This window comes from Aeromonas sp. 97A (assembly GCF_051919185.1).
GTDB lineage: Bacteria > Pseudomonadota > Gammaproteobacteria > Enterobacterales > Aeromonadaceae > Aeromonas > Aeromonas veronii.
This window is the reverse complement of the sequence record NZ_JBQBFF010000001.1, coordinates 2,594,524-2,620,281: the sequence shown is the minus strand read 5'-3', so window position 1 is coordinate 2,620,281 and position 25,758 is coordinate 2,594,524. Positions and strand designations below refer to the sequence as shown.

At 58.7% G+C, this 25,758-nt stretch carries 31 protein-coding genes, 1 tRNA gene and 1 other annotated feature; of the genes, 18 read left to right on the top strand and 14 right to left on the bottom strand.

Features of this window, described 5'->3' with window-relative positions; genetic code table 11:
• The first annotated feature begins 26 nt into the window (after nt 1–26).
• Entirely contained in the window at nt 27–1,439 is a 1,413-nt protein-coding gene (gene pykF, locus ACTG27_RS11660) for a pyruvate kinase PykF (RefSeq protein ID WP_421257775.1), read from the top strand.
• A 655-nt stretch (nt 1,440–2,094) separates the two neighbouring features.
• Entirely contained in the window at nt 2,095–2,397 is a 303-nt protein-coding gene (locus ACTG27_RS11655; RefSeq protein WP_439980514.1) for a S16 family serine protease, read from the top strand.
• 61 nt (nt 2,398–2,458) lie between these two features.
• Here the strand turns inward: ACTG27_RS11655 and ACTG27_RS11650 are convergent, their stop codons facing one another.
• The 8 genes from ACTG27_RS11650 to ACTG27_RS11615 all read right to left on the bottom strand — a co-directional run bounded on the left by ACTG27_RS11650 (nt 2,459) and on the right by ACTG27_RS11615 (nt 6,620).
• Complete coding sequence (locus ACTG27_RS11650) at nt 2,459–2,803, bottom strand: type IV toxin-antitoxin system YeeU family antitoxin (protein WP_123172552.1); 345 nt, start codon at nt 2,801–2,803, stop codon at nt 2,459–2,461.
• A gap of 91 nt (nt 2,804–2,894) precedes the next feature.
• Complete coding sequence (gene radC, locus ACTG27_RS11645; protein WP_439979704.1) at nt 2,895–3,392, bottom strand: RadC family protein; 498 nt, start codon at nt 3,390–3,392, stop codon at nt 2,895–2,897.
• Between the two features lie 63 nt (nt 3,393–3,455).
• The gene (locus ACTG27_RS11640; protein ID WP_439979703.1) at nt 3,456–3,761 is read right to left on the bottom strand and encodes a hypothetical protein; all 306 of its coding nucleotides are present in this window, start codon (nt 3,759–3,761) and stop codon (nt 3,456–3,458) included.
• Nucleotides 3,754–4,164, bottom strand: a complete 411-nt coding sequence (locus ACTG27_RS11635; protein WP_068982367.1) for a hypothetical protein — start codon at nt 4,162–4,164, stop codon at nt 3,754–3,756. The genes ACTG27_RS11640 and ACTG27_RS11635 overlap by 8 nt, the downstream gene beginning before the upstream one ends.
• 9 nt (nt 4,165–4,173) lie before the next feature.
• Nucleotides 4,174–4,599: a DUF2787 domain-containing protein gene (locus tag ACTG27_RS11630; RefSeq protein WP_429160692.1), complete on the bottom strand. Its 426-nt coding sequence runs from the start codon at nt 4,597–4,599 to the stop codon at nt 4,174–4,176.
• Nucleotides 4,600–4,660: 61 nt separating this feature from the next.
• Nucleotides 4,661–5,239 (bottom strand): lecithin retinol acyltransferase family protein, encoded by a 579-nt coding sequence (locus tag ACTG27_RS11625; protein WP_429160695.1) that lies wholly within the window; start codon nt 5,237–5,239, stop codon nt 4,661–4,663.
• An 88-nt stretch (nt 5,240–5,327) separates the two neighbouring features.
• Nucleotides 5,328–5,783 carry an IrmA family protein gene (locus ACTG27_RS11620; protein ID WP_429160698.1) on the bottom strand — a complete coding sequence of 152 codons (456 nt, stop codon included), beginning with the start codon at nt 5,781–5,783 and terminating at the stop codon, nt 5,328–5,330.
• 3 nt (nt 5,784–5,786) lie between these two features.
• Nucleotides 5,787–6,620, bottom strand: coding sequence for a hypothetical protein (locus tag ACTG27_RS11615; protein WP_043118645.1), 834 nt, complete (start codon nt 6,618–6,620; stop codon nt 5,787–5,789).
• 161 nt (nt 6,621–6,781) lie between these two features.
• On the opposite strand from ACTG27_RS11615, the gene ACTG27_RS11610 reads away from it, so the two are divergent.
• Entirely contained in the window at nt 6,782–7,132 is a 351-nt protein-coding gene (locus ACTG27_RS11610) for a helix-turn-helix domain-containing protein (protein WP_016349802.1), read from the top strand.
• Here the strand turns inward: ACTG27_RS11610 and ACTG27_RS11605 are convergent, their stop codons facing one another.
• The 5 genes from ACTG27_RS11605 to ACTG27_RS11585 form a co-directional block, all read right to left on the bottom strand.
• Entirely contained in the window at nt 7,133–8,101 is a 969-nt protein-coding gene (locus ACTG27_RS11605; RefSeq protein ID WP_439979702.1) for a recombination directionality factor, read from the bottom strand. It abuts the gene before it with no gap.
• Nucleotides 8,098–9,087, bottom strand: a complete 990-nt coding sequence (locus ACTG27_RS11600; RefSeq protein WP_429160704.1) for a YqaJ viral recombinase family protein — start codon at nt 9,085–9,087, stop codon at nt 8,098–8,100. Before ACTG27_RS11600 ends, ACTG27_RS11605 begins: the two co-directional genes overlap by 4 nt.
• Nucleotides 9,088–9,181: 94 nt before the next feature.
• Nucleotides 9,182–10,132, bottom strand: coding sequence for a DUF932 domain-containing protein (locus tag ACTG27_RS11595; RefSeq protein WP_439979701.1), 951 nt, complete (start codon nt 10,130–10,132; stop codon nt 9,182–9,184).
• Between the two features lie 209 nt (nt 10,133–10,341).
• Nucleotides 10,342–10,418: transfer RNA gene (locus tag ACTG27_RS11590), tRNA-Arg, on the bottom strand.
• Between the two features lie 50 nt (nt 10,419–10,468).
• Nucleotides 10,469–11,623, bottom strand: a complete 1,155-nt coding sequence (locus ACTG27_RS11585) for a flagellar assembly protein FlgT (RefSeq protein WP_103251879.1) — start codon at nt 11,621–11,623, stop codon at nt 10,469–10,471.
• Between the two features lie 206 nt (nt 11,624–11,829).
• Here ACTG27_RS11585 and ACTG27_RS11580 point away from each other — a divergent pair, with 206 nt between their 5' ends.
• Nucleotides 11,830–12,450, top strand: a complete 621-nt coding sequence (locus ACTG27_RS11580; protein WP_439979700.1) for a FlgO family outer membrane protein — start codon at nt 11,830–11,832, stop codon at nt 12,448–12,450.
• A 10-nt stretch (nt 12,451–12,460) separates the two neighbouring features.
• Nucleotides 12,461–12,886 carry an LPP20 family lipoprotein gene (locus ACTG27_RS11575; RefSeq protein WP_005349622.1) on the top strand — a complete coding sequence of 142 codons (426 nt, stop codon included), beginning with the start codon at nt 12,461–12,463 and terminating at the stop codon, nt 12,884–12,886.
• A gap of 76 nt (nt 12,887–12,962) precedes the next feature.
• On the opposite strand, the gene pheA is transcribed toward ACTG27_RS11575, so the two are convergent.
• A complete protein-coding gene (gene pheA / locus ACTG27_RS11570) occupies nt 12,963–14,135 on the bottom strand; it encodes a prephenate dehydratase (protein ID WP_005343631.1) in 1,173 nt (390 codons plus the stop codon).
• A 38-nt stretch (nt 14,136–14,173) separates the two neighbouring features.
• Nucleotides 14,174–14,295 (bottom strand) — a sequence feature (Phe leader region).
• A 170-nt stretch (nt 14,296–14,465) separates the two neighbouring features.
• On the opposite strand from pheA, the gene ACTG27_RS11565 reads away from it, so the two are divergent.
• The 13 genes from ACTG27_RS11565 to ACTG27_RS11505 all read left to right on the top strand — a co-directional run bounded on the left by ACTG27_RS11565 (nt 14,466) and on the right by ACTG27_RS11505 (nt 25,756).
• A complete protein-coding gene (locus tag ACTG27_RS11565; RefSeq protein ID WP_257687106.1) occupies nt 14,466–15,077 on the top strand; it encodes an HAD family hydrolase in 612 nt (203 codons plus the stop codon).
• An 18-nt stretch (nt 15,078–15,095) separates the two neighbouring features.
• A complete protein-coding gene (locus ACTG27_RS11560; protein WP_005338699.1) occupies nt 15,096–15,374 on the top strand; it encodes a DUF6482 family protein in 279 nt (92 codons plus the stop codon).
• 79 nt (nt 15,375–15,453) lie between these two features.
• A complete protein-coding gene (locus tag ACTG27_RS11555; RefSeq protein ID WP_439979699.1) occupies nt 15,454–16,290 on the top strand; it encodes a hypothetical protein in 837 nt (278 codons plus the stop codon).
• 106 nt (nt 16,291–16,396) lie between these two features.
• The gene (locus tag ACTG27_RS11550) at nt 16,397–16,969 is read left to right on the top strand and encodes a DUF3157 family protein (protein WP_115521405.1); all 573 of its coding nucleotides are present in this window, start codon (nt 16,397–16,399) and stop codon (nt 16,967–16,969) included.
• A 189-nt stretch (nt 16,970–17,158) separates the two neighbouring features.
• Nucleotides 17,159–17,800, top strand: a complete 642-nt coding sequence (locus tag ACTG27_RS11545; protein ID WP_139433737.1) for an outer membrane beta-barrel protein — start codon at nt 17,159–17,161, stop codon at nt 17,798–17,800.
• Between the two features lie 180 nt (nt 17,801–17,980).
• Nucleotides 17,981–18,928 carry a YbgA family protein gene (locus ACTG27_RS11540; protein ID WP_005343644.1) on the top strand — a complete coding sequence of 316 codons (948 nt, stop codon included), beginning with the start codon at nt 17,981–17,983 and terminating at the stop codon, nt 18,926–18,928.
• Nucleotides 18,929–18,998: 70 nt separating this feature from the next.
• Nucleotides 18,999–19,886 (top strand): MerR family transcriptional regulator, encoded by an 888-nt coding sequence (locus ACTG27_RS11535; RefSeq protein WP_439979698.1) that lies wholly within the window; start codon nt 18,999–19,001, stop codon nt 19,884–19,886.
• Entirely contained in the window at nt 19,883–21,304 is a 1,422-nt protein-coding gene (gene phrB, locus ACTG27_RS11530; RefSeq protein WP_439979697.1) for a deoxyribodipyrimidine photo-lyase, read from the top strand. Before ACTG27_RS11535 ends, phrB begins: the two co-directional genes overlap by 4 nt.
• A gap of 1 nt (nt 21,305) precedes the next feature.
• Nucleotides 21,306–21,734, top strand: a complete 429-nt coding sequence (locus tag ACTG27_RS11525; protein ID WP_128836347.1) for a nuclear transport factor 2 family protein — start codon at nt 21,306–21,308, stop codon at nt 21,732–21,734.
• Entirely contained in the window at nt 21,731–22,465 is a 735-nt protein-coding gene (locus ACTG27_RS11520; RefSeq protein ID WP_439979696.1) for an SDR family NAD(P)-dependent oxidoreductase, read from the top strand. The genes ACTG27_RS11525 and ACTG27_RS11520 overlap by 4 nt, the downstream gene beginning before the upstream one ends.
• Nucleotides 22,462–23,721, top strand: a complete 1,260-nt coding sequence (locus tag ACTG27_RS11515; RefSeq protein WP_439979695.1) for an NAD(P)/FAD-dependent oxidoreductase — start codon at nt 22,462–22,464, stop codon at nt 23,719–23,721. Before ACTG27_RS11520 ends, ACTG27_RS11515 begins: the two co-directional genes overlap by 4 nt.
• Nucleotides 23,718–24,500 (top strand): DUF1365 domain-containing protein, encoded by a 783-nt coding sequence (locus tag ACTG27_RS11510; RefSeq protein ID WP_439979694.1) that lies wholly within the window; start codon nt 23,718–23,720, stop codon nt 24,498–24,500. The genes ACTG27_RS11515 and ACTG27_RS11510 overlap by 4 nt, the downstream gene beginning before the upstream one ends.
• Nucleotides 24,500–25,756, top strand: a complete 1,257-nt coding sequence (locus tag ACTG27_RS11505; protein ID WP_439979693.1) for a class I SAM-dependent methyltransferase — start codon at nt 24,500–24,502, stop codon at nt 25,754–25,756. Before ACTG27_RS11510 ends, ACTG27_RS11505 begins: the two co-directional genes overlap by 1 nt.
• The last annotated feature ends 2 nt before the right edge of the window (nt 25,757–25,758 follow it).

Below are 25,758 nucleotides of genomic sequence, written 5' to 3'. Positions count from 1 at the left end.
ATGACAACAGCACCATGAAGATTGACATGAAAAAGACCAAAATTGTCTGCACCATCGGTCCGAAGACCGAATCCAAAGAAATGCTGGCCAAAATGCTGGACGCCGGCATGAACGTCATGCGCCTGAACTTCTCCCACGGTGACTACGCCGAGCACGGCAGCCGCATCAGCAACCTGCGCGCTGTGATGGCCGAGACCGGCAAGCACGCAGCTATCCTGCTGGACACCAAGGGTCCGGAAATCCGTACCATGAAGCTGGAAGGCGGCAACGACGTCGCGCTGGTCGCTGGCCAGACTTTCACCTTCACCACCGACCAGACCGTGGTTGGCAACAAAGACAAAGTGGCCGTGACCTATGCAGGTTTCGCCAACGATCTGCGCGTCGGCAACCGCATCCTGGTTGATGACGGCCTGATCGGTCTGGACGTTATCGAAATCACCGAGCGCGAAGTTATCTGTAAAGTGCTGAACAACGGTGATCTGGGCGAGAACAAAGGCGTTAACCTGCCGGGCGTCTCCATCAAGCTGCCGGCCCTGGCCGAGAAAGACAAGCGCGACCTGATCTTCGGTTGCGAGCAAGGCGTTGATTTCGTTGCCGCTTCTTTCATCCGTAAGAAAGAAGACGTTCTGGAAATCCGTGAGCACCTGAAAGCCCACGGTGGCGAGAACATCCAGATCATCTCCAAGATCGAAAACCAGGAAGGTCTGGACAACTTCGACGAGATCCTGGCTGTTTCCGACGGCATCATGGTTGCTCGTGGCGACATGGGTGTAGAGATCCCGGTTGAAGAAGTTATCTTCGCCCAGAAGATGATCATCGCCAAGTGCAACAAAGCCCGCAAAGTGGTTATCACTGCCACCCAGATGCTGGACTCCATGATCAAGAACCCGCGTCCGACCCGCGCCGAAGCTGGCGACGTGGCCAACGCCATCCTGGACGGTACCGATGCAGTGATGCTGTCCGGTGAATCCGCCAAGGGTAAGTACCCGCTGGAAGCCGTGACCATCATGGCCACCATCTGCGAGCGTACCGATGCCGTGATGCCGTCCAACCTGTCTGCTGCCAACGACAGCAACAAGCTGCGCATCACCGAAGCCGTATGTAAAGGCGCCGTAGAGACCTCCGAGAAGCTGGACGCCCCGCTGATCGTGGTCGCTACCGAAGGCGGCAAGTCTGCCAAGGCCATTCGCAAGTATTTCCCGAAAGCCTGGATCCTAGCTATCACCACCAACAAGAAAACTGCTGCCCAACTGGTTCTGACCAAGGGTGTGGTTGCTCACGTGGTTGACAGCATCGCCTCTACCGACGATTTCTATCGCATCGGTAAAGAAGCCGCGCTGGAAATCGGCATGGGTCTGAAAGGTGATGTGGTTGTGATGGTCTCCGGTGCTCTGGTACCGAGCGGCACAACTAACACCGCCTCCGTGCATATACTCTGAGCGGGAGTCGAGTCTTTTTAGTCCCATACTAGACTTAAACATTCTTAGCTAACTTCTAACTACTCAGAACCCGTGATGCTCCATATCGCGGGTTCTTTATTTCAAGAGGGGGTACGCATATGTTATAAATATGCGCTATCTTACCGCCTTGATATCACTGCAGAAAACGTGGTGTACCACCTTTCCATCTTCTGCGGGGCACTTCCATTTTACCTATGCTTCTGAAGAGCTCACACATCACAGTCAGTAGCATTTCATCAAACTTGAGCAAATAGTTCAGCACATTATGCAATAGCAGATGACGTTCTTCTAAGTCATCGTGATACACCATGCTAATATCGTATATTCCCTACTCCTCAAACTTATTCCTATACGTATTACAGTTGTAATATGTTCTGGGTGCACTGCTCAGTGATTTCCAGCCTTTGCCTAATCGACGCCAAAGGTTAATATCAGTGACGGCGTATCATTTGTGGGCACGGATGGCGCCAGATAACGGCAGGCATGCGACCTCTTGGTTGGGTTCCAATACGCCAGCGAAGGAGGCGATCCGGGTCGGTTTCGATTACTTCAAAGGCAACCTGAATCGGGTCAGCGCAACAACCAAGTTCTCCGAGCATGAGTACCATTTGCATGTGGTCGAGCTACATAACTCCTGCCCCAGCACCAAACCAGTCTGGCCGCGCTGGTAGCGTTTTGTTCCATTCTGATGGGCAAGCCGGTGCAGGAGCAGATGGTAGTGCTGGGTGACATGACGCTAGGCGGTGTGGTCAATCCGGTTGAGGATTTGGCTGGCAGTCTGCAACTGGCAATGGACAGTGGCGGAAAACGGGTATTGTTGCCGATGGCGTCAGCCTCGGATATTCCAACCGTACCGGCGGAGATCTTCTCCAAGTTTCAAATCAGCTTTTATGCTGATCCGGTAGATGCCGTCTACAAGGCATTAGGGGTTCAGTAGTCAGCCAAAAAAAAAGAAGTATCAGGTAGGGTGAGCTACATGCTCACCCTCTGCCTCAGATTCATATTTTCGCGGCTTGAACACTACTGCATTCCTGCCGGTAGACATCCAGATAGAGATATCCGTAGCTGGCTTTGGGATTAGCCAGACACACCCATTCCCCTTGCTGCAACGTCACCAATTTATCTTGGTCACTCAGTAGTTCTCCTTGTTGAAAGAGCTTTCTAAGGCGCTCAATAAAACTCGGTATAACGGTATCAATGTCGGTGAGCCATTGCTCGTCAGCATCGCCATAGACGCCGCAGCGATCCCAAAGCAGGGAAACCCTGCTTCGTTCAACAATTGCACGTGCGCCAAAACGTGGCTGAACTTGGGTGTGTAATCCCCAACTCCCTATGGTTCGCATTTTCTGTGTACTCCTAATGATGGTAAGTCGTTGTAGAGCTCACTGCTGGCTATGCCTTCTTCCTCCATGGGCCCCCTGACCTGCGTGGCAGTTACAAATTTCCTCGTTCTGCCAGCGACACCACACCCTCAGTACCGACGACCAGATGATCCAAAATCCGGATATCCACTAGTGCCAAGGTATTCTGCAGTCGCAGGGTGATCTCGATATCTGCCCGGCTGGGTTCCGGGTATCCCGACGGGTGGTTATACACCAGTATCAGAGCGGCAGCATTGTGGTGCAGTGCCCGCTTGACGACATCGCGAGGGTAGACGGTCGCAGCGGACAGGGTGCCAAGGAACAGCTCCTCGTAGGCCAGGATCCGGTGTTGGTTATCGAGGAACAGTGCTGCAAACACTTCGCGGTCTCGTGTTTGCAGCAGCCCTTGCAGTGCTTGTTGTGCCAGGTATTTATCGGTGAGAGCTGTGCCCTTGGCGAGTTTCTGGCGGGCAACGGCTTGGGCGATGGTGAGCAGGTCATCGTCGGTGACAAGGTCAGTCACCCGGTAGGTGCCGGGGGTTTCCCCGGCGATCAGTTTGTGATGCAACATGATTGTGCTCCATACACCATCGTCCCACCGCGTTGGATGCGGCAGGGTTGGCGAGGTAGTTGGTTAATGGGTTACTGAATGGGGGGGGACCGCAGACTTGGTTGGCGGTGTTCTGGCCGCCAGGGTGTGCGGGGTGTAGTCGTGCAGCGGAATGTGGTAACTGGTGGCGAGCAAGTTACCTACCTGTGTTAGCCAGTAGTGATCCAAGTGATCGCACAGCCATTGCGCCAGTGCATCACCCCGTTCGTTTTCATAGCGCAGGTAGAGGGCGTAACCGTCTACCGGCTGGCTTTGGTCATGCACTGCTTCAATCTGACCATCATGCTCAAGATAAGCCTCCAGCTCGATGGCGAGCACGGCGTTAATCATCTTCGGTCTCCTTGTCAGGGATGGGGTCACTCGCCACGGCATAGCCGCGATGGATGCAGATGCGTTGCAGGTCGGCCAGAAAGTTGGCCAGTACGCGAGGTTGCTCGGTGAGCGGGACTGGTCCTGCCTGGCAATGCCAGAAACAGCGGCGTTCGGGGTCGATGCAGATTTCATCCCTCGGCCGGCTCATGGTGTGCCAGTCCTCAGCATTGGTGAGGGAGATCAGTTGCCACTGCACGCCAGACCAACGGACCTGCAGGGTGACGGTGCGGATGTGTGGACTATCCGGTGTCAGGTGCAGCAGCCATCGCTGACTACTGCGGGTGGGGGGTATCTTGGCGTTGGCGGCAACTTGTCCCAACCACTGACGTGAGTAGTGGGAGAGCGCTAATTCTTGGCTCATCGTGTCCTCCTAATCTCCTGCGACGGTGACGCTGAAGCATTCCAACCGGCAGTAGGCAATGAAGTTGCTCTGCCAGATGCCGAACAACTCCCGCGCCTCAGCCAGCCGCAGCGGTCCCCAGCCCAACATGGTGTGTTCCCCATCGAGGAAGTTGAAGTCGAGCTCCTTGCAGAGCTCGGCATCATGGCCGAGCCCCTGGTAGCTGAAGTCGGTGACGTAATCGAACAGCCAGCCATCTAGCCCACGGATCAGGCGGATCTCGACTGGGTGCACGCCGCCTTGCTCGGCGCTGTAGCCGGGATTACGAAAGTTGAAGGTCAGTTGGCTTAAGCGCTCGATATTGAGCTCGGTTTTAGCGACTTCCTGGTTGAGCAGAATCAGCAATGCTTGGTCAACGGGCAGGGCAAAGCCGTCCCGGAAAAAGGGAATGGTCATGGTGTTTCCTCATTGAGTTCCAGCAGGAGAGCGCCCCTGCGTTTTGCTTTGAAGTGATGGGTCAGTCGTTTAACCAATCCCACAGTTTGCTGACGCTATAGGCTGCGACGGCGCCCACTGCAAGGGGGGCTAACAACGGGGCTGTGGCAATACCGGTCACCGATACTACCGTTGCAGCAGCGCCACTACCTCCAGCTGTTGTGGCTAGGGTGCTGGCAGCAAGTCCTGCTGTTGCACTGGTGGCCGCCTTGCTGAACGTGTGACGAGCCACTTCGGTTGCCACCACCGTTGCTACAGCGGTCTGCAGCAGTTTGGGGGGATGCTGAACCCCTTCAATGCACCAAGTGACAAACCGCTCGCTGTTGGCAAACGGTCGGCCATGCTCACCTTCATTTAGTCGGGCGTAAGCCCGTGTCAGGCTTTCCTCTCGGCTGAAAAGGCGTCGAGCATGGGGTTTCACCTCAATGGTGTTGTGCTGACTGAATTGAGCCAGCGAGGTCAACGCCAGTTGGCCTGGGTGCTCTCCGGCAGGCGATGGCAGGCAGTGAATGACCTGGTCATGACCAACAAAGATGCCATGATGCTGGCCTTCAGACTGCGGTGTTACCAAGTGATCGCCGATAATGAAATGTCGTGTCATGGGGTGATGAACCTCATCAAGGGTTGGAAATGAAAAAGGGCGTCACCGTGATGGTGACGCCCTTTGGCTTTATTTTTTTCTGAGCGGGCTACTTGCCGCCTACGGTGATCTTCAGTGGTTGATGAAACTCGGGTGTGAAGGTGGAGATTGGGAGCCGGGTAACCTGGTTATTTGCAAAGACTTCGGTCGCCTGAATAATGGCGATGGACTTGGCCTGTTCAACCTGTCCGCAATCAACTTCCGTAAAGCCGCCACCATAACGAGTAGCGGAACTCCCACCGAATGGCTCAACCTCCAGCGTTGACTCGGCCAGCGGTTTGCCCTTTTTGTCATTAAACTGCAGCGTGATATACAACCGCCCAAACTCATCGGCCCCACCGCTATCGAGGGAGAAGTGGTAGGCGCAGACGCCTTGGTTGGCGTAGACGGTGTCAGTGTGCTGGATAGCGAGGTAGTGCTGTTCTTCCGCATGGCTTGGGTGGCTCCAGAGCAGTCCACAAGCCATCAGGGCAGCTATCGAGCATTTGGTTGAAGTGATGTTCATGACTCACCCGTTGTAATAGTCGCAAGTGGAGGTCAACTTCGTGGGCTTGACCGTCCATGTGGCTTTTTGATCCTGCCCACGGTAGATGCTCAGGGTTGAGGCGGAGAGGATCGCGTTGACAAGTTGAGTCCATTCGGCCTGGCTTTTGGCTTCACCGGACAGACGTTGACCATTGACTTCGATCTCCTCAACACTGCTTGAGGCATCGTAGGCTCTGGTGTATCTGAGTTCAGAGTGCAGGGGCCAGGTTGCCCCCGCCATCTGATAGGCGCATTTGATTTCCAGTACGTATCGTGAGTAACCCTGGCCCTGTGTCAGGGTATAACGAGGGCCATAGCGCCCCTCTTCGGCCACCCACTGTGCAGGGGGACCTTTTGGTGCATCCAGCATCTGAGGCTTCTTGGCATTCTCTTCTGCCTTGCTCCAAGACGCCCCTTTACCCGCCTTGCGTATTTCTCCCCACATCCAAGCATCTAACGGATAACGCTTGATGAGTCGGTCACCGATCATGACATCGACGTTGTTCAGACGATTGTAGGTATTGACCTCGATACTGGCCGAGGTGCTACAGGTGCCGGTATCCAGTTTCTTAAAGCTGCGACTGGCGTGTTCGGCAACCAGCAGATCACCAGTGGCACAGCCCGTTTGGGAGCTGTTGTTGACGAGGGCAAGGTAGTGGCTGTTTTTGTAGATCAGATCACAGGTACGTTTGTTATTACACGCTTGAGCCAAGGTGGTGCCATCACTGTCTTGATAGGACCAGATGTCATTGGTGTTGCTGGCCATGATACTCGGTGCAGTGACTGCTAGGGTTAGCAATGGAACGAGTCGTTTCATGAGAACTCCTATTGGTAGTAAGTCGTAGAGAAGGGGATAACCCTAGTCCGGTTAAATAGGCAGATAATGCCCAATAACAACCTTTTGGGTTGATCCTCACCTTTTGTGGTTCTTCATGTCAACGAGTCCACACCCAACCATAGGAGTTGGTTGGAGGACTTATGACAGATATCAACTTTGAGCAGTTAGCCAAGAACGTGGGTAAGGCGATTGGGCGTCAGCGTAACCAGGCCGGGTTTACCCAGGAGCAGGTGGCTGAACACCTCAATATCGGGATGGAGGCCGTCTCTCGGATGGAGCGGGGGATTGTGGTGCCGACCGTGGTGCGGCTGGCGGAGCTCGCTCAACTTTTCGGCTGTGAGCTGGCGGATTTCCTGCGCGAGACCAGTAACCGCCCGACCGAGCAGGGCATTGTGCTGAGCCAGCAACTGGCTCGGCTCGATGATGCTGACCGAACCCTGTTGCTGGAAACGGTAGAACGGTTGGTGGAGCGGTTGGCGCGTCCCCGCTGATCACCCGCCATTTGCTGGGGGAGGGGATGGAGTCCCTTTCCCCAATTTGTTGGTGAGCGGACTCCTTCTTGGTTGCGGCCTCTGCGGTGCGGCATGCGAGGTAGTCGTCTCCACACCAGAGTTACCATTAGCCGTTTCGTCGTTGTTGGCTTCGGGATAGAACTCCTCCAGCAGCATCGGCACCTCTTCATCGATATCTTCAAACTGGCCGTTACGCAGCAATTCACGCGCGGCCTGCTCCATCTGGTCGATGGTGAGACCCGCCTCCTGGTCACGCTGTGCCGCCTCTTGTGCTTGCCTGACTACCTCAGTCAGGTTGGTTTCTTCCCGCAAGGTTAAATCCACGTAGTAGACCGGTGTGCGGTACGACTGGGTGGTGCTCTTGGCTCGCAACCGCAGGGTGAGCGGCAGATAGCGGGTATGGCCCCCGCTCACTGCCTCCAGGTACTTCAGTCGAGCCGCCAGAGTGCGCACCGAGTTGTAGCCGGTGGTGCGGAAGATAAAGCTGCCCAGCTCATCCCCTTGCCCCTCCACAAACAGGTTCAGTCGACCGTACAGCTTGCAGCCCTGTTGCCCTGCAAAGGCGCAGCGCTCTGGTCCAGGGCAGCTGACCTCCTCCATGCCTTGTGCCCCTACACGTCTTGCCACCTCCCCATTCCCGACACAGAGCGGCCTGCCGGTTTGCCGGTCAAAGGCGCTGTATTCCGCCCGCAGATTCAGGTCGCTATCGTTGAACAGCACCCGCACCGGAATGGCGCGGATCTTGGTCTGCTCCTGCCCCTGGCCACTCTTTTGCGATGAGTAGTGTTGATGCAGGGGATGGAGCAACCATCCCCCCTTTTGTTGTACCTGGGTGGTGAGGGTGAAGCTGTCGTCCTTCTCCGGTACCCACTTATCCTGTTTTTGCACCAGCTTGCCGATGCAGATCCGCCCGATCACGGGCGGGGTAATCGCCAGTCCTTTGATCATGGTGTTTGCCTCAAGGGTTGAATGGTGAAGCGGCGCACGCCGGGCACCGGTTTGACGTAGCGGGTGAGCAAGTCGGGATGATCCTGTCCGAGCTTATCCAGATCCGGTGCCAGCCGGTCTTTGCTGCGTTTCCAGGTGATCTTGCCATCGGCAAACAGCCCGGCTGTCGCTTCACCCAAGGTGGCTTGCAGCCGCTGTTTGAGCTGCGACTCCTGCAGCTCGACCGCTTCCTTTTGCTGACGCAATCGCAGTAGCTCGCCAAACAGCTGGTTGAACTCGGGTGAATCTGAGAGATCCACCGTCTGGCCATCGTCACGGGGGAAGAGCCAGCTCAGGGCATTGGCGGCATCACTGGAGCCGTCAGGCTCAGGCTGCTGGTCTTGTTGCACCATCTGCCAGAACTGCGCTTCCCGCTCGGTGAGATCCTGGATCTTCTCCTCATCGCGCTCGATGCGGTAAATCCGAAAATCCTGGCCACCGATCAGCACAGCCACTTCGGCCCAGGCATGGCCAGTGACGGCCAGCTGATGCAGCACCTGACACTGGTAAGCCACCGGCACTCCTTCCTCCCACTGGGGGGCGCTGTGATAGCTGGCGGTCTTGATCTCCAGAATGCCCGGCCCATCGGGATGGCCGACCACCTCTCGATCGAGGTTGGCGAGCATGAAGGGTTGCTCGGGGTGTTGCAGCACAGCATTGACCCGGCGCACCTTATAGCCGGTGCGTTTGGCATAGACCTGCGCCAAGACCGGCTCCAGCTCGATGCCCCACAGCACCGCTTCCTTGTGGGAGATATCTTCCGGCTCCTTGCGACCGGTCTTCTCCAGCCACAGGCTGAGCGGGCATTTGTAGGGGGATAGCCCCACTGCCACGGCGGCATCGGAGGAGCCAATGCCGAGTTTGCGGAGTGCGAGCCACTGCTCGCGGGTTAATTGGGTAGTAGAGGCCAGCCGCAGGGCCTGGCCATATTTGGTTTTTGTTTTCATGACAACTCCTTGTTGACGGCATAAATGGCTACGCCCGGATTGGCTTGCGCCAGTCCGGGTGAGGTCGTTATGTGGTTTGAATGGGGAAGCGGAATTACTGCAGCAGAGTGAGTGCCTGATTCAGGGCTTGGGACTTGAGTTGGGCGCCCTGACCGAACCAAGCGGAATCGAGCCGGTGATCCTGGCTGCGAGCGCGGCGGTGGTGATCCACGTATTCGGTGACTGCATTGACCAGCCCCCAGGCGGTATTGCGGGAACTGGCAAGCTCTGAACCCATACCCGCACCCTGATAGAGCTCATGCAGCCGTTGTACCGGCTTGGTGAGGATAATGTTCTTCTCATCCAGCGGTTGCGCCAGCAAGTCGCTGAAAAAGCGTAGCGCCTCTTCGGGGGACACGGGCCGTTGTGCCAATTCCTTAGTCTGTGCCTTGAACTCATCCCAATGGGAGAGCCCCAGTCCGAGCGACTCTTTGGCGGCAGCCGCATCGAACTGGGTGGAGTGGGGCACCTTGATGGCGCCGGTAGCGCCGCGCAGTGCCATCTGCAGGGTGTTGTTGCAGACCACCCGCAGAGACGTAAATTGCGCCGTAGTGCAGAGCGTGCCGTCACAACTGGTCGCCAGCAGCAGATAGGACTTTACCAAGTCATTGCCTTTGAGTTTTAGATCTTGGCCTGTCTTAGCCAGTGCCCACAGTTTGCGGCCGCCTTTAAGCGAGCCTGCGGTCTCCAGCTCAAATCCACCGGCCTCCACTAGGTCTTGATAGAAGTGCAGTACCTCGTGAGGCTGTACCACGTTGTAGCGGCTTGAGACCACCGACAGGGGGGCGAGGGTATCGGAGCGGTAAAGTACCTTGCTGTCGCTGTAGGGGCGAATATGCAGCGCATCGGAGGCGATGTTAAACATCACGTCGCTCTGCTCGATAGTCCAATCCATCCCGGCTGCCTGTAGCCAGATGTCGAGGGATTGTTGCGGGGGCAAGACATTACCAAGGCCATGCCAAGGGGTTTGGCCAGTGTAGGCCATGGTGTCGATCAGGTGAGCCATTAGAGATCTCCAATGAAAAAGGGACTGCACAGAGCAGTCCCTTGGGTAGGTTCATGGAGATAATATATATCTGAAATCAATTCAAATGAGACTTATTCGCTTCTCTAATTTCTAGCTATGGAATGCGCGCTGTGGTACCCCGTGTGGTACCCCAGGCCAAAAACGACCAAGGGGTTAGCACCATGATGATGCTAACCCCTTGTTTTGTATGGCGCTCCCGACTGGAGTCGAACCAGTGGCCTGTCCCTTAGGAGGGGACCGCTCTATCCTGCTGAGCTACGGGAGCTGTGTGGCGGGCATTATACAAGAAGCAACTCCCTTTTAAACCCTTGATTCTTATTCCAATACTGCCAAATCCCCGTTCTGGATGTTGAATGGCGAATATTTGTTCTGGCTGCTGATGATGGCGCCATCGTCGAATACCTGCACCACCTCGAACAGACCATCGGCCGGGTTGCGCATCATGCGCGACTTGCCATAGGGGTCGATGAAGTCGGCGTTGTGCTGGATGCGGAACTGGTCGCCAAGTTTGACGCCGTTGCGCCGTCCCAGATTGATGTAGGGGCCGCGTTCGTTCTGGCCGACCACCCGGGCGGTGACCGGGGCGCAGGTGAGCTGGGCTACCAGATCCTGAGCCGCCTGCTGCAACTGGTAGTTGACCTCCTGGCCATAGCTTGACTGCCAGAACTGGCCGCTGCTGCTGCCCACCTGCTCCCGCTTGCCAAAGGTCCAGGTGGCACGTCCTTCGTAAACTTTGCGGTTGATCAGACTGCCGTTGATGCCGTCGAACAGGTAGAGCTGCATGCGAAAGTTGCGCACCGGATCCTCATACCAGCTGGTCAGCTGGTTGCCTTGCGGCTCGATGGAAAGATCGTCGATGCTGCCGAGCACCAGATACTGGCTGTCGGTACGCAGGCTGAGCGCCTTGATCTCTTCCAGAGCGCTGCGATCCCCCTGTTGCAGATGGAGCGGATCGATGCGCAGGTTTTCATCCAGCCACTGGCGCACTGCGACCCCTTGCGGCGCATTGGCGAGGGTCTCGAACAGTCGGCGCGAGAGGTTTTCCGGCATGTCGTCCATGGCGCCGTAGCTGGCTTGGTCCGGATAGCGCATCCGCAGCCTGACCAGTGTCAAATCCTTGGCGAAGTGCTGGGTCTGGCAGATCTGGCGCTCGGCCTGAATGTCGGCCACTAAGGTGATATACATGCGGCCGTTGCGCACCTCTTCCCGCTTGAGCCGGTACTGGCGAATGTCGCCGCCGGAGCGGATCTGGATCTGCTCGGATCGCAGGCTGCCATTTTCCAGACGCTGGACGCTGGAAACGGCCGCGCCGCTGGCCAGCAGCGCCTGACGCAGGGCGTCGCGGGTCGCCTGCTCGCGGGCATAGACCTCATCGCCCCCCAGAATGGCGGCGCTGCCCTGCGCTTCGATAAGCTCGGCGCGGGCGCTCAGGCTGGCCAGCAGCAGGGTCAACAGCAGCGGTAATTTCATAGCAGATACCTTGAGTTGGCGGGCAGCCGAGCCATGTTGAGGAAATGGCGCCTGCTGGCCGACATGGATCACAACACGTTCCAAGTGGCAGCGCACGTTGGCGCTGACGATGACCATTAAAAAGCAAGAATCATGCCTCATTCCCGGCTCAAGCTTTGTCCGGCGCGTCCGATAATAAGTCAGGTGCAGATACAGGAAAGGTATCCATGAACAAACTCATCACGGCGTTGGCGCTTGCCCTGGCATTGACCGGGTGTGGCTCCGACCCTATCAATCGGGATCAGGGTGACCCCCGCCAGGCGGCGCAGGGGATGGAGCTCAACTGGCTGGTGGCGCGCATGACCGATCAGCTGATGGAGCGCAAATCGCTGACCACTCTGACCGAACCCATCGCGGTGGCCTCTTTCGTCGATCTCGATACCCTGCAGGATACCAACTGGATGGGGCAGCAGATTGAGGAGAGCTTTATCTACGAGCTCAACCGCCGCGGCGTGGTGGTGGTGGACTTCAAGCTGACCGGTAGCATCAAGGTGACGCCGCAGGGGGACTTCGTGCTGAGCCGCAACTATAAGGAGCTCTCCTCCCGTTTGCCGATCTCCCGCATTCTGGTCGGCACCTTCAGCCGCAACAGCAAGGGAATTCTGGTCAATGCCCGCGTTATCGACATGCGCACCAAGATGGTGGAGACCACGGCCCAGAGCCTGATCCCGCAAAAATATCTGTTCGGTGCCAACAACTCGTTTGGTCGGGCATCGATCAATCGCGGTTATCTGATGCGTGACAGTCAGGCCCGGCCGGGCGGTCATCTGGTCAACCTGACCCCGTGAGGAGCGAGTCATGAAGATCCTGTTTGGTTGCCTGTTGGCACTCTTGCTCACCGGTTGCAGCTACAACCGGGTGGTGGATTACACCCAGGGTGGCAAGCCCGATGATTTTCCGGTGCTCAAGGCGGTGGGCTATGCGGTGATCGACATCCAGCCTGGCCCCTCCCAGTCGGAGAAGATGCTGCAAGCCATTCGCGCTTCCAAGATGGATGCTTATCGCGAGCTGGCAGAGCAGCTCAATGGTCAGCAGGTGCGCGGTCAGAGCAGCTACCGCGACTTGACCCAGACCTCCAACTCGCTGGATGTGTCGGTCGCTGGTGTGGTGCGTGGTGCCCGGGTGGTTGCCTCTTATCCGCGCGGCAATACCTATGCCACCGAGATGGAGCTCGATACCCGTGCCCTCTACAACATCAATCAGTTGATGGCGGGTCAGTTCTGAGTTGATTGCCTGACCTGAAAACAGGCATCAAAACAAAAGGCGAGCAGGGTGCTCGCCTTTTGTCGTTGTGGGCTGGTTAGCTCCCCATCAGCACCGGCGGCACTGCGGTAGGTTTCACATCCTCGCTCGGGTAGCAGCCCAGCACCTTGATATAGCGGGTGATCTTGGTCAGCTCCACCAGTGCGGCCTGCATCGCCGGGGTCTGCAGGTTGGCGGAGACATCGAGGTAGAACATCTCTTCCCACGGGTTGCCCTGCACCGGACGGGACTCCAGTTTGGTCATGTTGATCTCGTGGCTGCGCAGCACCAGCAGCGCCTCGACCAGCGAACCCGGCTTCTGGGAGGTGGACATGATGAGGGTGGTCTTGGCCGGGATCTGCGGTGCCACGTCGATGGGCTTGCGCGCCACCACGATAAAGCGGCTGTAGTTCTCTTTCTGGTTGGCGAGCTGCTCGGCCAGCACATCCAGACCATACAGTTCGCCACCGGCGGCGCTGCCGATGGCGGCGGCCTCCGGGCTGGCCAGTTCTTTCACCTTCATCATGGCACTGGAGGAGGAGTCGCAGATCTCGTGACGCGCCCCTTCCAGCTTGCTCAGATAGTGGGAGCACTGCTGGAACACCTGCGGGTGGGCATAGAAGGTTTTGATGCGACTCAGCTCGGTCGGCACGGCGGTGAGAATGCAGTGCTCGATGGGGTAGGTTAGCTCGCCGACGATGGAGAGGCTGGTATGCTGCATCACGTCATAGACTTCGTTGATGGAGCCCGAGCTGGTGTTTTCGATGGGCAGCACGCCGAAAGCGGCGCGACCCGACTCCACCGCATCCAGTACTTCACGGAAGTTCTGGCAGTTTACTTCGATCACCTGATCCTTGTAGCGCGCCAGATATTTGCGTGCGGCCAGGCTGGAATAGGAACCGCGCGGCCCAAGATAGGCGACGCTGGTCATCGGCTCCTGCTGCTCCGGGTTGAGCAGGCTCTGCAGATAGGCCTGCTGGGAGAGCACAGAGTCTTCGATGATGGTGTGATAGATGCGAGTGATGTACTGGGCATCCAACCCAAGCACGCGTCCTTTCTGGATCAGGGCGACCAGCAGCTCCTGCTCCCGCTGGTGGTCACGAATGGGGCGCGGGTTGGCTTGCTTGGCACGGGCGACCTCGATGCTGAGGGTCTTGCGTTTCGCCAGCAGGGCAAGCAGCTCCTGATCCAACCGGGTGATGTCTTGTCTGATCTCGTCGAGCGTTGCCATGATTGTTCCCTATCCAAGTAATCGATTGATATTAATGCAAAAAAAAGCCTCCGCTAGGGGAGGCTCGATTCGTCTTTGCTTTCTGTTCACACGACGACAGGCCTTCCCTCAAGCGGGCCGGATAAACGAGAAAGCAAAGAAGAATGGTGCGTGCATAGGTGTGTCCTTGAGGTAACGTCATAACCATTAAGGGATTTGTCGGTCTGATGCAAGTAAAACTTGCCCGCAGGCGGGGATGGGGGCAGGTTATCCGGTTAAGAAAATGGCGTATGAGCGATGTTCTGTTGACTCTGTTTTGATGACTGAAACCCAGTGGGGGAGGTAAAGACGATGGCGATTATTTTCGATCTGGGACGGGTGGTGGTGAGCTGGGATCCGGTAGGCATAGTGCGTTCCGTGCGTGGCCCGCAAGGGGCCGAACAGTTGGCCAAGCAGCTCTTTAACCACCCGGATTGGCTGGAGGTAGACAGAGGCACCATGTCGCTCCACACCATGGCCCGGGAAGCGCAAGCGCGCACCGGCCTCTCTGCGGCACAGAATCTGGCCATTTTACAGGCAGTTCCTGCCTCCCTGATGCCAGATCCCGCTATGCTAACCCTGATAGCCGAGCTGCACGGGGCGGGGCACACCCTGTATGCCCTCTCCAACATGGGTCATGCCAGCATCGACTGGTTGGAGCAGCATCAGGATTTCTGGCGCTTCTTTAGCGGCAAGGTGGTGTCGGCGCGGGTGCGGATGATGAAGCCGGAGCCGGATATCTATCGCTATCTGCTGGTGTCGTTCGATCTGAAACCGGCAGAGTGTATCTTCATCGATGACAGTCCCGCCAACATCGCAGCCGCCGAGGCCCTCGGTATCAGGGGGATCGTCTTTACCGACGCGGCAAGTTGCCGCCAGCAACTGGGTGAGCTGGGCTGTTTGCCCGCCACCGGCAAGGGGTGATGCCCCTGTAGGAGCACTATGGAGCATGGCCGGTTTCGCAATTGGCTCAGTCACTATCCCGAGGCGACCCTGATCATCGCCTGCAAGGATGGCAGCGGTTATCAGCTCTGTGTTGAGGCAGAAGGGGAGTGCCTCTGCCTGACCGACAGTGAGGGAGGGCGCCTGACTTTCACCTCGCTGGATCAGGCGCAGGGTTTCTTGCGAGCCCATCGGGTTCACCAAGCAAGATTACGAATTTATGACGCCCAAAATGAAGATTTAGCAGCAGAATCACAGGAAATAATCATCAAGTTTTAATTTTAACCAGACTCTTTAAGGGTCTATTCAGTTTGTTTGCCGCACAATACTGCACCTGTTCATCATCCGGAGCTGTTTAATGGGTGCCAATGTAGTTGTACTGAATCAGGGATATGATCACTCTTTTCAAGCCAGGGAACAGCTGCTGATTGAGCGACTGGCAAGTTTTGACGAGCTGGTTGTCTCTTTTTCGGGACGGTTGGAATCCTGCTACAGCATCGAGCTGTGCCGCGCTGCCGGTGTGAAAATCCACGCAATTACCCTCGATAATCCGACCCGCAGTCGCAGCGAAGTGGCCCGAGCCCGCCGTTATTGCCAGCGTTATGGCATCGATCACTGGGTAATCAAGAGTGACGAGATCGTCTTTTGCGATCGCCTGCCAAATATTGAAGGGCTGATCGACCCGGTTCGCCGCATTGGTGAGTATGTGCAGACTCGTCCGGAATGGGCTCATCTGCCGTTGCTGGTTCCGGCAGCGGTGGAGGAGCGTGATGATTATCTTGCCCAGTTCGGGTCTCTGCCTGCCAACTCAATCTGTTTTTTTGCCGACAACGGATTGATGCGCCGCGATTATCGTTACGGCTTCAACAAGCGTCAGCTCGGTCGTTGGGGCAAGGGGAGCAACGGTTGCCTCAGCAATCGCTTCACCAATCCACGGCAGCTTGAGCAGCGTTATCTGCGAATGGTGGATCAGGCAGAGCAGATGCTGGCCGACATGGGGCTGGACGAGGCACAGGTCTTTTTCCATACCCTGTGCGACTGCTCCACCACCCTGGCCCGGGTGCGTCTGCCCGAGCATCAGCGTGCACAGGCATTTGATATGCAATCGGATATTTTGTCTGCCCTCAAGGGGAGCAAGTTCGATCTGGTGACCCTGGATATGGCACAGAAAGAGCGGCACGATCTCGCCATCTAGCCTGCGGGCAAGCGATGCGGGTGCCAGAACGTGAGTGCTGTCATAGGCAAGGGGCGACGGGACTGTTTATACTGTCGCCCTTTCACCCGTTACCGAGCTTCGCCCTATGAAACCCTTCTCCCGTCTGCTGATTGCCCTGTGCCTCTCCCCCGTATTGGCGCAGGCTGCCCCTCTTTCTCAGGTGACGCTGCCCGATGGCCGGCAGGTTCAGCTCAACGACGACTTCACCTGGGAGTATCTGGTGGTCAAACCGGCCGAGCCTGTGCAGGGCGTGGCTGCCGATGGGAAGGCTGGGGCCGTGGTGGCCGTCGCGGCCCCGGTGTTGACCGATCAGGCCAAGGCCAATCCGGACCTGCTTGCCCAGATGGCGCGTGACGGTGTGGTGGTCAAGCTGGACAAGATCGAGGGATCTGACCCGCTGGTGCTGACCTTTATGGTGAGCAATACCGGTACCCGCAATGTAGTCGGGGTGCGTGGCATGGTGACCCTGTTCAGTGCTGACGGGGTGCAGCTGAGCCGTCAGGAGGCACGCTTCTGGGTTGCCGAGAATCGTCTGCCGGAAACCTATCTGCGCAAGGGGCAAGCCCGCCCGTCACTGGCCCTCGAGATCCCCCGTCCTGCCGGATTGACTGGTCAGCCGCTAGTGCGGGTCGAAATTGACGAGGTGGTCTTCCGCTGATTTGGCGTTGTTCCGGCCCATGCAAACCGCTTGGGCCGGCAACTTGTTGCCGCTGACACCCCCTGCAATATCTGCTTACATCTGACATGGTTCTGCAACAGCTTGCAGCTCGGCAAGCCGGGAACCTGATCGCACAATGACTCCATACCTGCTCGCTAGCAACGGGCCCAATCACATGGAGTTATCATCATGAAAAAAGCAACTGTCTCTCTTCTGGTTCTGGCCGGGTTTGCCTCTACTTCCGTCATGGCGCAGGATGCCTTTAGCTACGCCAAGGGTTCCGCCACCTGGGCGCACACCAAATCCGACTATCTCAACGGTACCTTCAGCAATGACAGCAAAGGAACCCGTGATTTTGGCGGTCTGAGCCTGGATCTCTCCAAGAGCTTCGGCTCCAATTTCTATGGTCGCGGCAGCACTGAATACACCTCTCGCAGCAACGGCAACGACAGCATGTCGATCTCCAGCATTGGTGTCGGTGTATTTACCCCGCTGAGCACGGGTCTGAACCTCTACGGTGAAACCGGTTTGACCGGCTACATGCTGGAGCGTGAACTTGCCAGCGATATCGCTAACAAAGGGTGGGATGCTGTTGCTCGCAAAGATAGCGGTAGCATGTACGGTGAAGTGGGTCTGCGCTACGACATCGGCAATGTCGAGCTCTCCACTGCCTACCGCTACGCCAACATGACCGACGATATGCACGACTTCAAGGTGGGCGGTGCTTACAAGCTCAACCAGAACTGGGCACTGACAGCCGATTACACCTATCGCAACTGGGATCTGCAAAAAGGTTCCATCTCCAGCCTAGGTGTGAAGTACAGCTTCTAATTTTCCTTCCCGTAGTCCGTAGTGTCTTGATTTTTACCCATGGCGTTCGCCATGGGTTTTTTCTTTTTCCGGTGATCCCTTTTTTCTCCTTGTGTCGTATTAGTCGCAAATAGTTATACAACTTTCATTTTTTTGTATAACTGCTATAACTGAATCAATGCTTATACAAGGAGTGCCATCATGTACAAGATTAAAGTCGGTATCAGTGCCTGCCTGCTGGGACAAGAGGTACGTTTCGATGGGGGCCACAAGCGCTCCAGCTTCTGTGAACGGGATCTTGGCGCTCACTTTGACTATCACCCCGTCTGTCCCGAGATGGCCATTGGTCTGGGGGCGCCCCGTGCCGCCATCCGGCTGGTCAAGCGCAACGGCGAGATCCGCGCCGAGGCGAGCAACGGCAGCTTCGATGTCACCGAAAAGCTGATTGCCTTCAGCGAGCAGAAGGCACGTCAGCTCGACTTTATCTCCGGTTATATCCTCTGTGCCAAATCACCCAGCTGTGGCATGGAGCGGGTCAAGGTCTATGGCGCCAACAACGAGGGGAGCGCCAAGGAGGGGATTGGCCTCTTTGCCAAGGCGTTGATGGAGGCCAACCCCCTGTTGCCGGTGGAAGAGGATGGCCGCCTGTGCGACCCCATCCTGCGCGAGAACTTCGTGCTGCGGGTCTTCGCCTACCATGACTGGCAGCAACTCTGCGCCCGCGGTATTACCGCCTCTGCGCTAATCCGCTTCCACTCCCGCTACAAGTATCTGGTGCTCTCCCATGCCACCACCCACTACCGGGCGCTCGGAAAGCTGCTCGGCAATCTGGGCAAGTCCACCAATTTGCAGGAGGTGGCTGACAACTACATCAAGGGATTGATGACCGCGCTGACCCTGCGGGCCAACCGTCGCAGCCACACCAATGTGCTGATGCACCTGCAGGGCTACTTCAAGCGGGTGCTGACCCCGGCCCAGAAGCAGGAGCTTGCCGATACCATCGACAAGTACCGCACCGGCATCTTCCCCTTGTTGGTGCCGCTCACCCTGATCCGCCACTACCTGCGCGAGTACCCCAATCCCTATCTCGCCGAGCAGGTTTATCTCAATCCACACCCCGATACGCTGAAATTGCGTTACGGGCTCTGAATACGTTCTGTTGCCCCGGCGCATGGTTTGCGCCGGGGGGGCTTTACCCCTCTGTTTGATGGACGTTGTCATGTCTGATTTATCGCAAGAAGTTGCTCCTCTCGCTGATGAGGGGATCTACCCCATTCGCGAGGTCTCCCGTCTCACCGGCGTCAACGCCGTGACCCTGCGTGCCTGGCAGCGCCGCTACGGTCTGGTGCAACCGGCTCGCACCGAAAAGGGCCACCGCCTCTACAGCGAGCAGGATATCCGCCAGATCGGCGAGATCCTGAGCTGGCTGGAGCGGGGAGTGAGTATCGGGCAGGTGAAGGGGCTCTTGAGCGAACCCCACGCCCAGCCGGTGAGCGATCACTGGCAGCAGACCCTGGAGCAGTTCAGTCAGGCGTTGCTCGCCTTCAACCAGCGCAAGGCGGAGGCCGAGCTCAACGACCTGCTGGCGAGCTACCCGTTCGAGCTGGTGCGCAGCCGGGTACTGCAACCGCTGGTGGAGCGGCTGCTGGGGCTGTGGCGCGAGCGGCCCGATGGCGAGTTGCTGCAACAGGTGTGGCTGGGTTGGCTCCATACCCGCTTCGCCCGCCACCTGATCGAGCAGGAGAAGGGCGTGCCGATCACGCTGGCGAGCTGGGGACAGGTCGGCCCCCTCGATCTGGTCTGGGCTGCCTACGAGCTGATCGGTCAGGGCTATGAGGTGCAACTGCTGGGGGCAGTGGAGCCCCGTCATGTCAGCCTGCTGGAGGGGCGTGCCGTTACCCCCTGGCTGGTATTGCTGGGAGCTGGTCTTGGCAAACAGGAGCTGGCCGCCGGGTGGCCCGCCGGTACGCGCCTGTTTGGCGAGCTGGGGCGTCTCTACGATGATGAGTGGCTTAAAGCCCACGGCTGGCAGGCGAGCCTTGCCGAGCTGATGGTGGACGCACCTGCTGCGGCTGGTGCCAGCGGACGCGGGAGGAAAAAATCATGAAGCTGGTCTGGTTTCGCAACGATCTGCGCCTTGCCGACAACCCGGCGCTGCGGCATGCCTGCGCCGGTGATGGACCGGTCGCCGCGCTCTTTATCATCTCTCCTACCCAGTGGCGGCAGCACAAAATGGCCCCCATCCGTCAGCGCTTTATGTTGGCGCAGGTCGATGTGCTGGGCCGCGAGCTGGCGGCGCTCGGCATCCCGCTCCATCTGCTGCGAGTGGAAACCTTTGCCGAGGCGCCCGCTGCGTTGTCAGACCTCTGCCGCGAGCTGGGGGTGACCCAGCTCTATGCCAATCAGGCTATCGAGATCGATGAGCAGCGTCGCGACCACGCAGTCAGCGCCGCGCTGGCAGAGCAGGCGGTGAGTTGTCACTGGCTCAACGGCTGTTGCGTATTGCCGCCGGGGCGGGTGCTGACCGGCTCGGGTGAGATGTTCAAGGTGTTCACCCCTTTCAGTCGCGCCTGGCTCAAGGCCCTCGACGAGGAGGGGTTTGTCATTCATCGCGCTCCTGCGCGCCGTGGTGAGCCCTTGCCGTGGCAGCCGCTGGCTGAGCGGGCGTGGGTTGATGAAGCGCTCGGCGAGCTGACGGTTGATCCCCGCTGGCCGGTGGGGGAGGCAGAAGCTCTGCGTCGTTTGAACATTTTCCTGGAGCAGGCAGTGCTCGACTATGGCGAGACCCGGGATTTTCCTGCCATCACGGGCACGTCCGTGCTCTCCCCCTATCTGGCGGCGGGCATCATCAGCCCGCGACAGTGTGTGGCGGCGCTCCAGCAGCGCCTTGGCTATCGGCCCCAGTCCAAGGCCCAGCCCGGCTTTGTCTGGCTCAATGAGCTGGTCTGGCGCGAGTTTTATCGCCACCTGCTGGTGCTGATCCCGACCCTCTCCATGAATCGCCCCTTCAAACCCGAGACGGCAGCCTTGCCGTGGAGCTGGGACCCGGATGCCTTTGCCGCCTGGTGCGAGGGACGTACCGGCTACCCCATTGTCGATGCGGCGATGCGCTGCCTCAACGCCACCGGCTGGATGCACAACCGGCTGCGGATGATAGTGGCGAGTTTTCTCACCAAGGATCTCCATATCCACTGGCGGCTCGGGGAGGATTACTTCATGAGTCGGCTCATCGACGGGGATCTGGCGGCCAACAACGGCGGCTGGCAGTGGGCGGCGGGTACCGGCGCCGATGCGGCGCCCTATTTTCGGGTATTCAACCCCACCACTCAGGGGCAACGATTTGATCCACAAGGGGAGTTTATCCGTAACTGGGTAACTGAACTGGCCGATATTCCCGCCGCTTATGTGCATCAGCCCCACGACTGGCTGCGACTCAAGGGGCGACAGGATTATCCGGCACCCATGGTGGATCACGCCGTAGCCCGGGTGAGAGCCATCGAGATGTTTCGCTCTCTGGAGAAATAGGATGAACGAGCCGCTGGCCCGCTTTATTGGCCTCTATCAGCAACTGGACAAACAGCAGTTGCACCGCTTGCCCGAGGTCTATGCCGAACAGGTGGTCTTTACCGACCCGGCTCACCGCATCGAGGGGCTGGTGGCCCTTGGCGACTATTTTGCGGCCCTCTATCAGCGCCTCGCCTACTGTCGCTTCGTCATCACCAGTCAGCAGCAGCAAGGGCCGCAGGCCTGGCTCGGTTGGACCATGACTTTCTCTCACCCAAGATTGCGTGGTGGTGAGCCGGTGACGGTGGAGGGGGCCACCCGCCTCGAATTCGACGAGGCGGGCAAGGTGTGCCAGCACCGGGACTATTTTGACCTGGGCGCCATGCTCTACGAGCAGTTGCCGCTGCTCGGGCCCGTGGTGCGCACCATCAAGATGAGGCTTGGCGCATGAGCGGCCGGGTGCTGATCACCGGGGCGACCTCCGGCATCGGTCGCCAGTTGGCGCTGGATTACCGGCGCTCAGGCTGGCAGGTGTGGGGTTGTGGCCGCGATGGCGAACGGCTGCAGGCGCTGGGGCTGGATGGCGTCACGCCGCTGCAGTTCGATGCCCGGGAGCTGGCCGCAATGAGCGGGGTAGCTGCTACGCTGCCATCCCTCGATCTGCTGATCCTCAACGCAGGCAACTGCGAGTACATGGATGTCGGCGATGGGTTTGACAGCGAGCTGTTTGCCCGGGTGATTGAGACCAATCTGACCGCTACCGGCCATGCTTTGGCCGCCTTCTTGCCGTTGCTCGGGGCTGGGTCACGGCTGGCCATCGTCAGCTCGTCGGTGAGCTGGCTGCCGCTGCCACGAGCCGAGGCCTATGGCGCCTCCAAGGCGGCCCTCGACTATCTGGCGGATACCTTGCGCCTCGATTTGGCCAGCAAAGGGATCGGGGTGACCCTGATCCGCCCCGGCTTTGTCCAGACGCCGCTCACCGCCAAAAATGATTTTCCCATGCCCTGTCTGGTGACGGTGGAGCAGGCCTCCCGTGCCATCATGGACGGGCTGACCGCTGGTCGTCACCAGATCCACTTTCCCCGCCGTTTCATCTGGTTGCTGCGCCTGCTTGGTGCGCTGCCGGTGGGGCTCTGGCTGCGCCTTGGCCGCGCACTCGTATCGAAAGGAAGCCATTCATGAAGAAAAAGATCGCCATCGTCGGTTCAGGGATCTCGGGGCTCACCGCCGGTTTTCTGCTCCACAAACTCCATGACATAACCCTGTTCGAGGCGGCGCCGACTCTGGGCGGCCATACTGCGACCGTCGATGTGAATCAGGCTGGCTGCAGCTATGCCATCGACACCGGCTTTATCGTCTTCAACGATCGCACCTACCCCAACTTCTTGAAGTTGCTGGCGCGGATCGGCATGGCGCGCCAACCGGCCGAGATGAGCTTCTCGGTGAAGAGCCCGGAGGGGCTGGAGTATAACGGCCACAACCTGGATACCCTGTTTGCCCAGCGCAGCAATCTGCTGAGTCCGCGCTTCTACGGCTTTGTCGCCGAGATTTTGCGGTTCAACCGGGAGGCACGGGCCTGGCTGGCGGATGGTCAACATCAGGGGACGGGTCCCGAGCTGACACTGGGGGATTTTTTGCTGGCGGGGGAGTTTAGCGACTACTTCGCCCGCCACTACATCTTGCCGATGGGGGCGGCAATCTGGTCATCGACCCTGGCCGATATGCGCGCCTTCCCCCTTGGCTTCTTCCTGCGCTTTTTTGCCAACCACGGCCTGCTTGATGTGGCCAATCGCCCCCAGTGGTACGTGATCCCGGGTGGCTCGCGGGAATATATCGGCCCCCTTACCGCGGGTTGGCAGTCGCAGATCCGACTCGCCTGCCCGGTGCAGAGCGTACGGCGGGACGCGGACGGCGTGGTGATCCTGAGCAGTTACGGCGAGGAGCGGTTTGACGAGGTGATCTTCGCCTGCCACAGCGATCAGGCGCTGGCGCTGCTGGCGGATCCCGGCGAGCGGGAGCAGGCCATCCTCGGCGACATGCCCTATCAGGCCAACGATGTCTGGCTCCATACCGATGCTCGCTGCCTGCCCACCCGCCGCAAGGCATGGGCCAGCTGGAACTATCAGCTCGATGGCAATGACGAGGCGCGGCCGCTGGTGAGCTACAACATGAACATCCTGCAGGGGGTGAACTCGCCGGAGCCCTTCTGCGTCAGCCTCAACCCCAAGGGCAAGGTGGATGAGAGCAAGGTGCTGCGCCGCTTCGTCTATCACCATCCGGTGTTCAATCAGGCCTCTATTGCCGCCCAGCAGCGGCGCGCGGAGATCTGCGGCCAGCAGCACACCCATTTCTGTGGCGCCTACTGGTACAACGGCTTCCATGAGGATGGGGTACGCAGCGCGCTGGATGTCGCCAGGCGCTTCGGGGCCGAGCTATGAACGGCGCCACCGTGGCCACCGAACATGAGCGTGCCGACGAACTGGCTGGCGTCACCAGCGCCATCTGGCAGGGCTCGGTGCGCCACCGCCGTTTCGCCCCGCGGGCTCACACCTTCTCCTACAGCCTCTTTATGCTGGGACTGGATCTCGACGAGCTGCCACAGCTCGATCAGGGGCGCTGGTTCGGTGTGGATCGCTCGGGGCTGCTCTCGTTTCACCGCCATGACTATCTCAAGGGGAGTGAGGGAAGCCTCAAGCAGGCTGTGTGGCAGAAGGTGAGCGAGCTGGGTGGCGATGCCGAGCCCGAGGGGCGGGTACTGCTTCTCGGCAATGTGCGCTGTCTGGGGTTCTACTTCAGCCCGGTCAACTTCTACTTCTGCTACCGGCAGGGCGAGGCGCGCTATCTGCTGGCAGAGGTGTCGAACACCCCCTGGAACGAGCGTCACTACTACCTGCTGGATTTGGCGGCGCTGGCACCCCATGACAAGGATTTTCACGTCTCCCCCTTTATGGGGCTGGCGATGCGTTATCACTGGCGGATCAGGCCGCCCGCACAGGAGACCCTGATCCACATCGAGAGTCATCCCGTATCCGGTGAAGCCAAGCTGTTTGACGCAACCCTGGCGCTCACTCGCGAACCCTTGTCGCGCAAGGGGCTGGTGGCCCTGCTGGCCCGCTGGCCCTGGATGACCATGAAGGTGCTGCTCGGGATCTACTGGCAGGCCCTGCGTCTATTTATCAAACGAACCCCGATATTTACCCATCCGGAGAGCCGCTAATGGAACTTGCTCAATCAACCCTCTCTGCCTCTTTCATCGACAAGGGGGCAAGACAAATGCTGCTCAATCTGCTGGGTCGCCTCGAACATGGCCAGCTGCTGCTGCGGGATGGCGGTGAGCGCCACAGCTTTGGCGTCGCGGGCACCGATCTGCATGCCGAACTGGTGGTGCAGGATCCTGCCTTCTATCGTCGCCTGTTGCTGGGGGGCAGCATTGCCGCTGGGGAAACCTGGGTGGAGGGGCTCTGGACCAGCCCGGACCCGGTGGCGCTGGTGCGGCTGCTGGCCCGCAATCTGGCCCTGCTCGACTCCCTCGAGCGGCGCCTTGGCTGGCTCAGTTTCCCCTTCAACAAGGTGCGTCACTGGCTCAACCGCAATACTCTAACCGGTTCGCGCTCCAACATCGCCGCCCACTACGATCTCGGCAATACCCTCTATCAGGGGTTTCTCGACAGCCATATGCAGTACTCGAGCGCCATCTATCCGAGCGCCGAGGCCACTTTGGAAGAGGGGCAGCAGGCCAAGCTGCGCACCATCTGCGAGCGGCTCGAGTTAGGGCCTGACGATCATCTGCTGGAGATCGGCACCGGCTGGGGTGGCCTTGCTGTCTATGCCGCCCGCCACTATGGCTGCCGGGTGACCACCACGACTATCTCCCGGGCCCAGCATGACTATGCCAAGGAGTGGATTGCGCGGGAGGGGCTGGGGGATCGCATCACCTTGCTGCTGGAGGATTACCGCAAGCTGGAGGGCACCTATGACAAGCTGGTCTCCATCGAGATGATCGAGGCGGTGGGCCACGCCTTCCTGCCAGACTATTTCCGCCAGTTGTCACGGCTGCTCAAACCCGGTGGTCGCCTGCTCATCCAGGCCATCACCATCGCCGATCAGCGCCATGCCCAGTATCTGCGCGGGGTTGATTTCATCCAGCGCTACATCTTCCCCGGTGGCTGCCTGCCGAGTGTCTCCCAGATGGCGGGTTTGCTGGCGCGGGAGACCGACATGCAGCTGGTACGGTTGCACGATCACGGCCATCATTATGCGCGCACCCTGGCTCACTGGTGCGATCGCTTTCTGGCGCTGGCGCCCGAGCTGCCCAAGCTCGGTTACAGCCAGGATTTCATCCGGCTGTGGCACTTCTACTTCGCCTATTGCGAGGGGGGATTCTGGGAGCGCAGCATCAGTCTGGTGCAGCTGGAGGCCGCCAAGCCGGGGCCTGCTGGCTGGTCGGGTGATGTGCCAGTAAGCGGTCACTGACC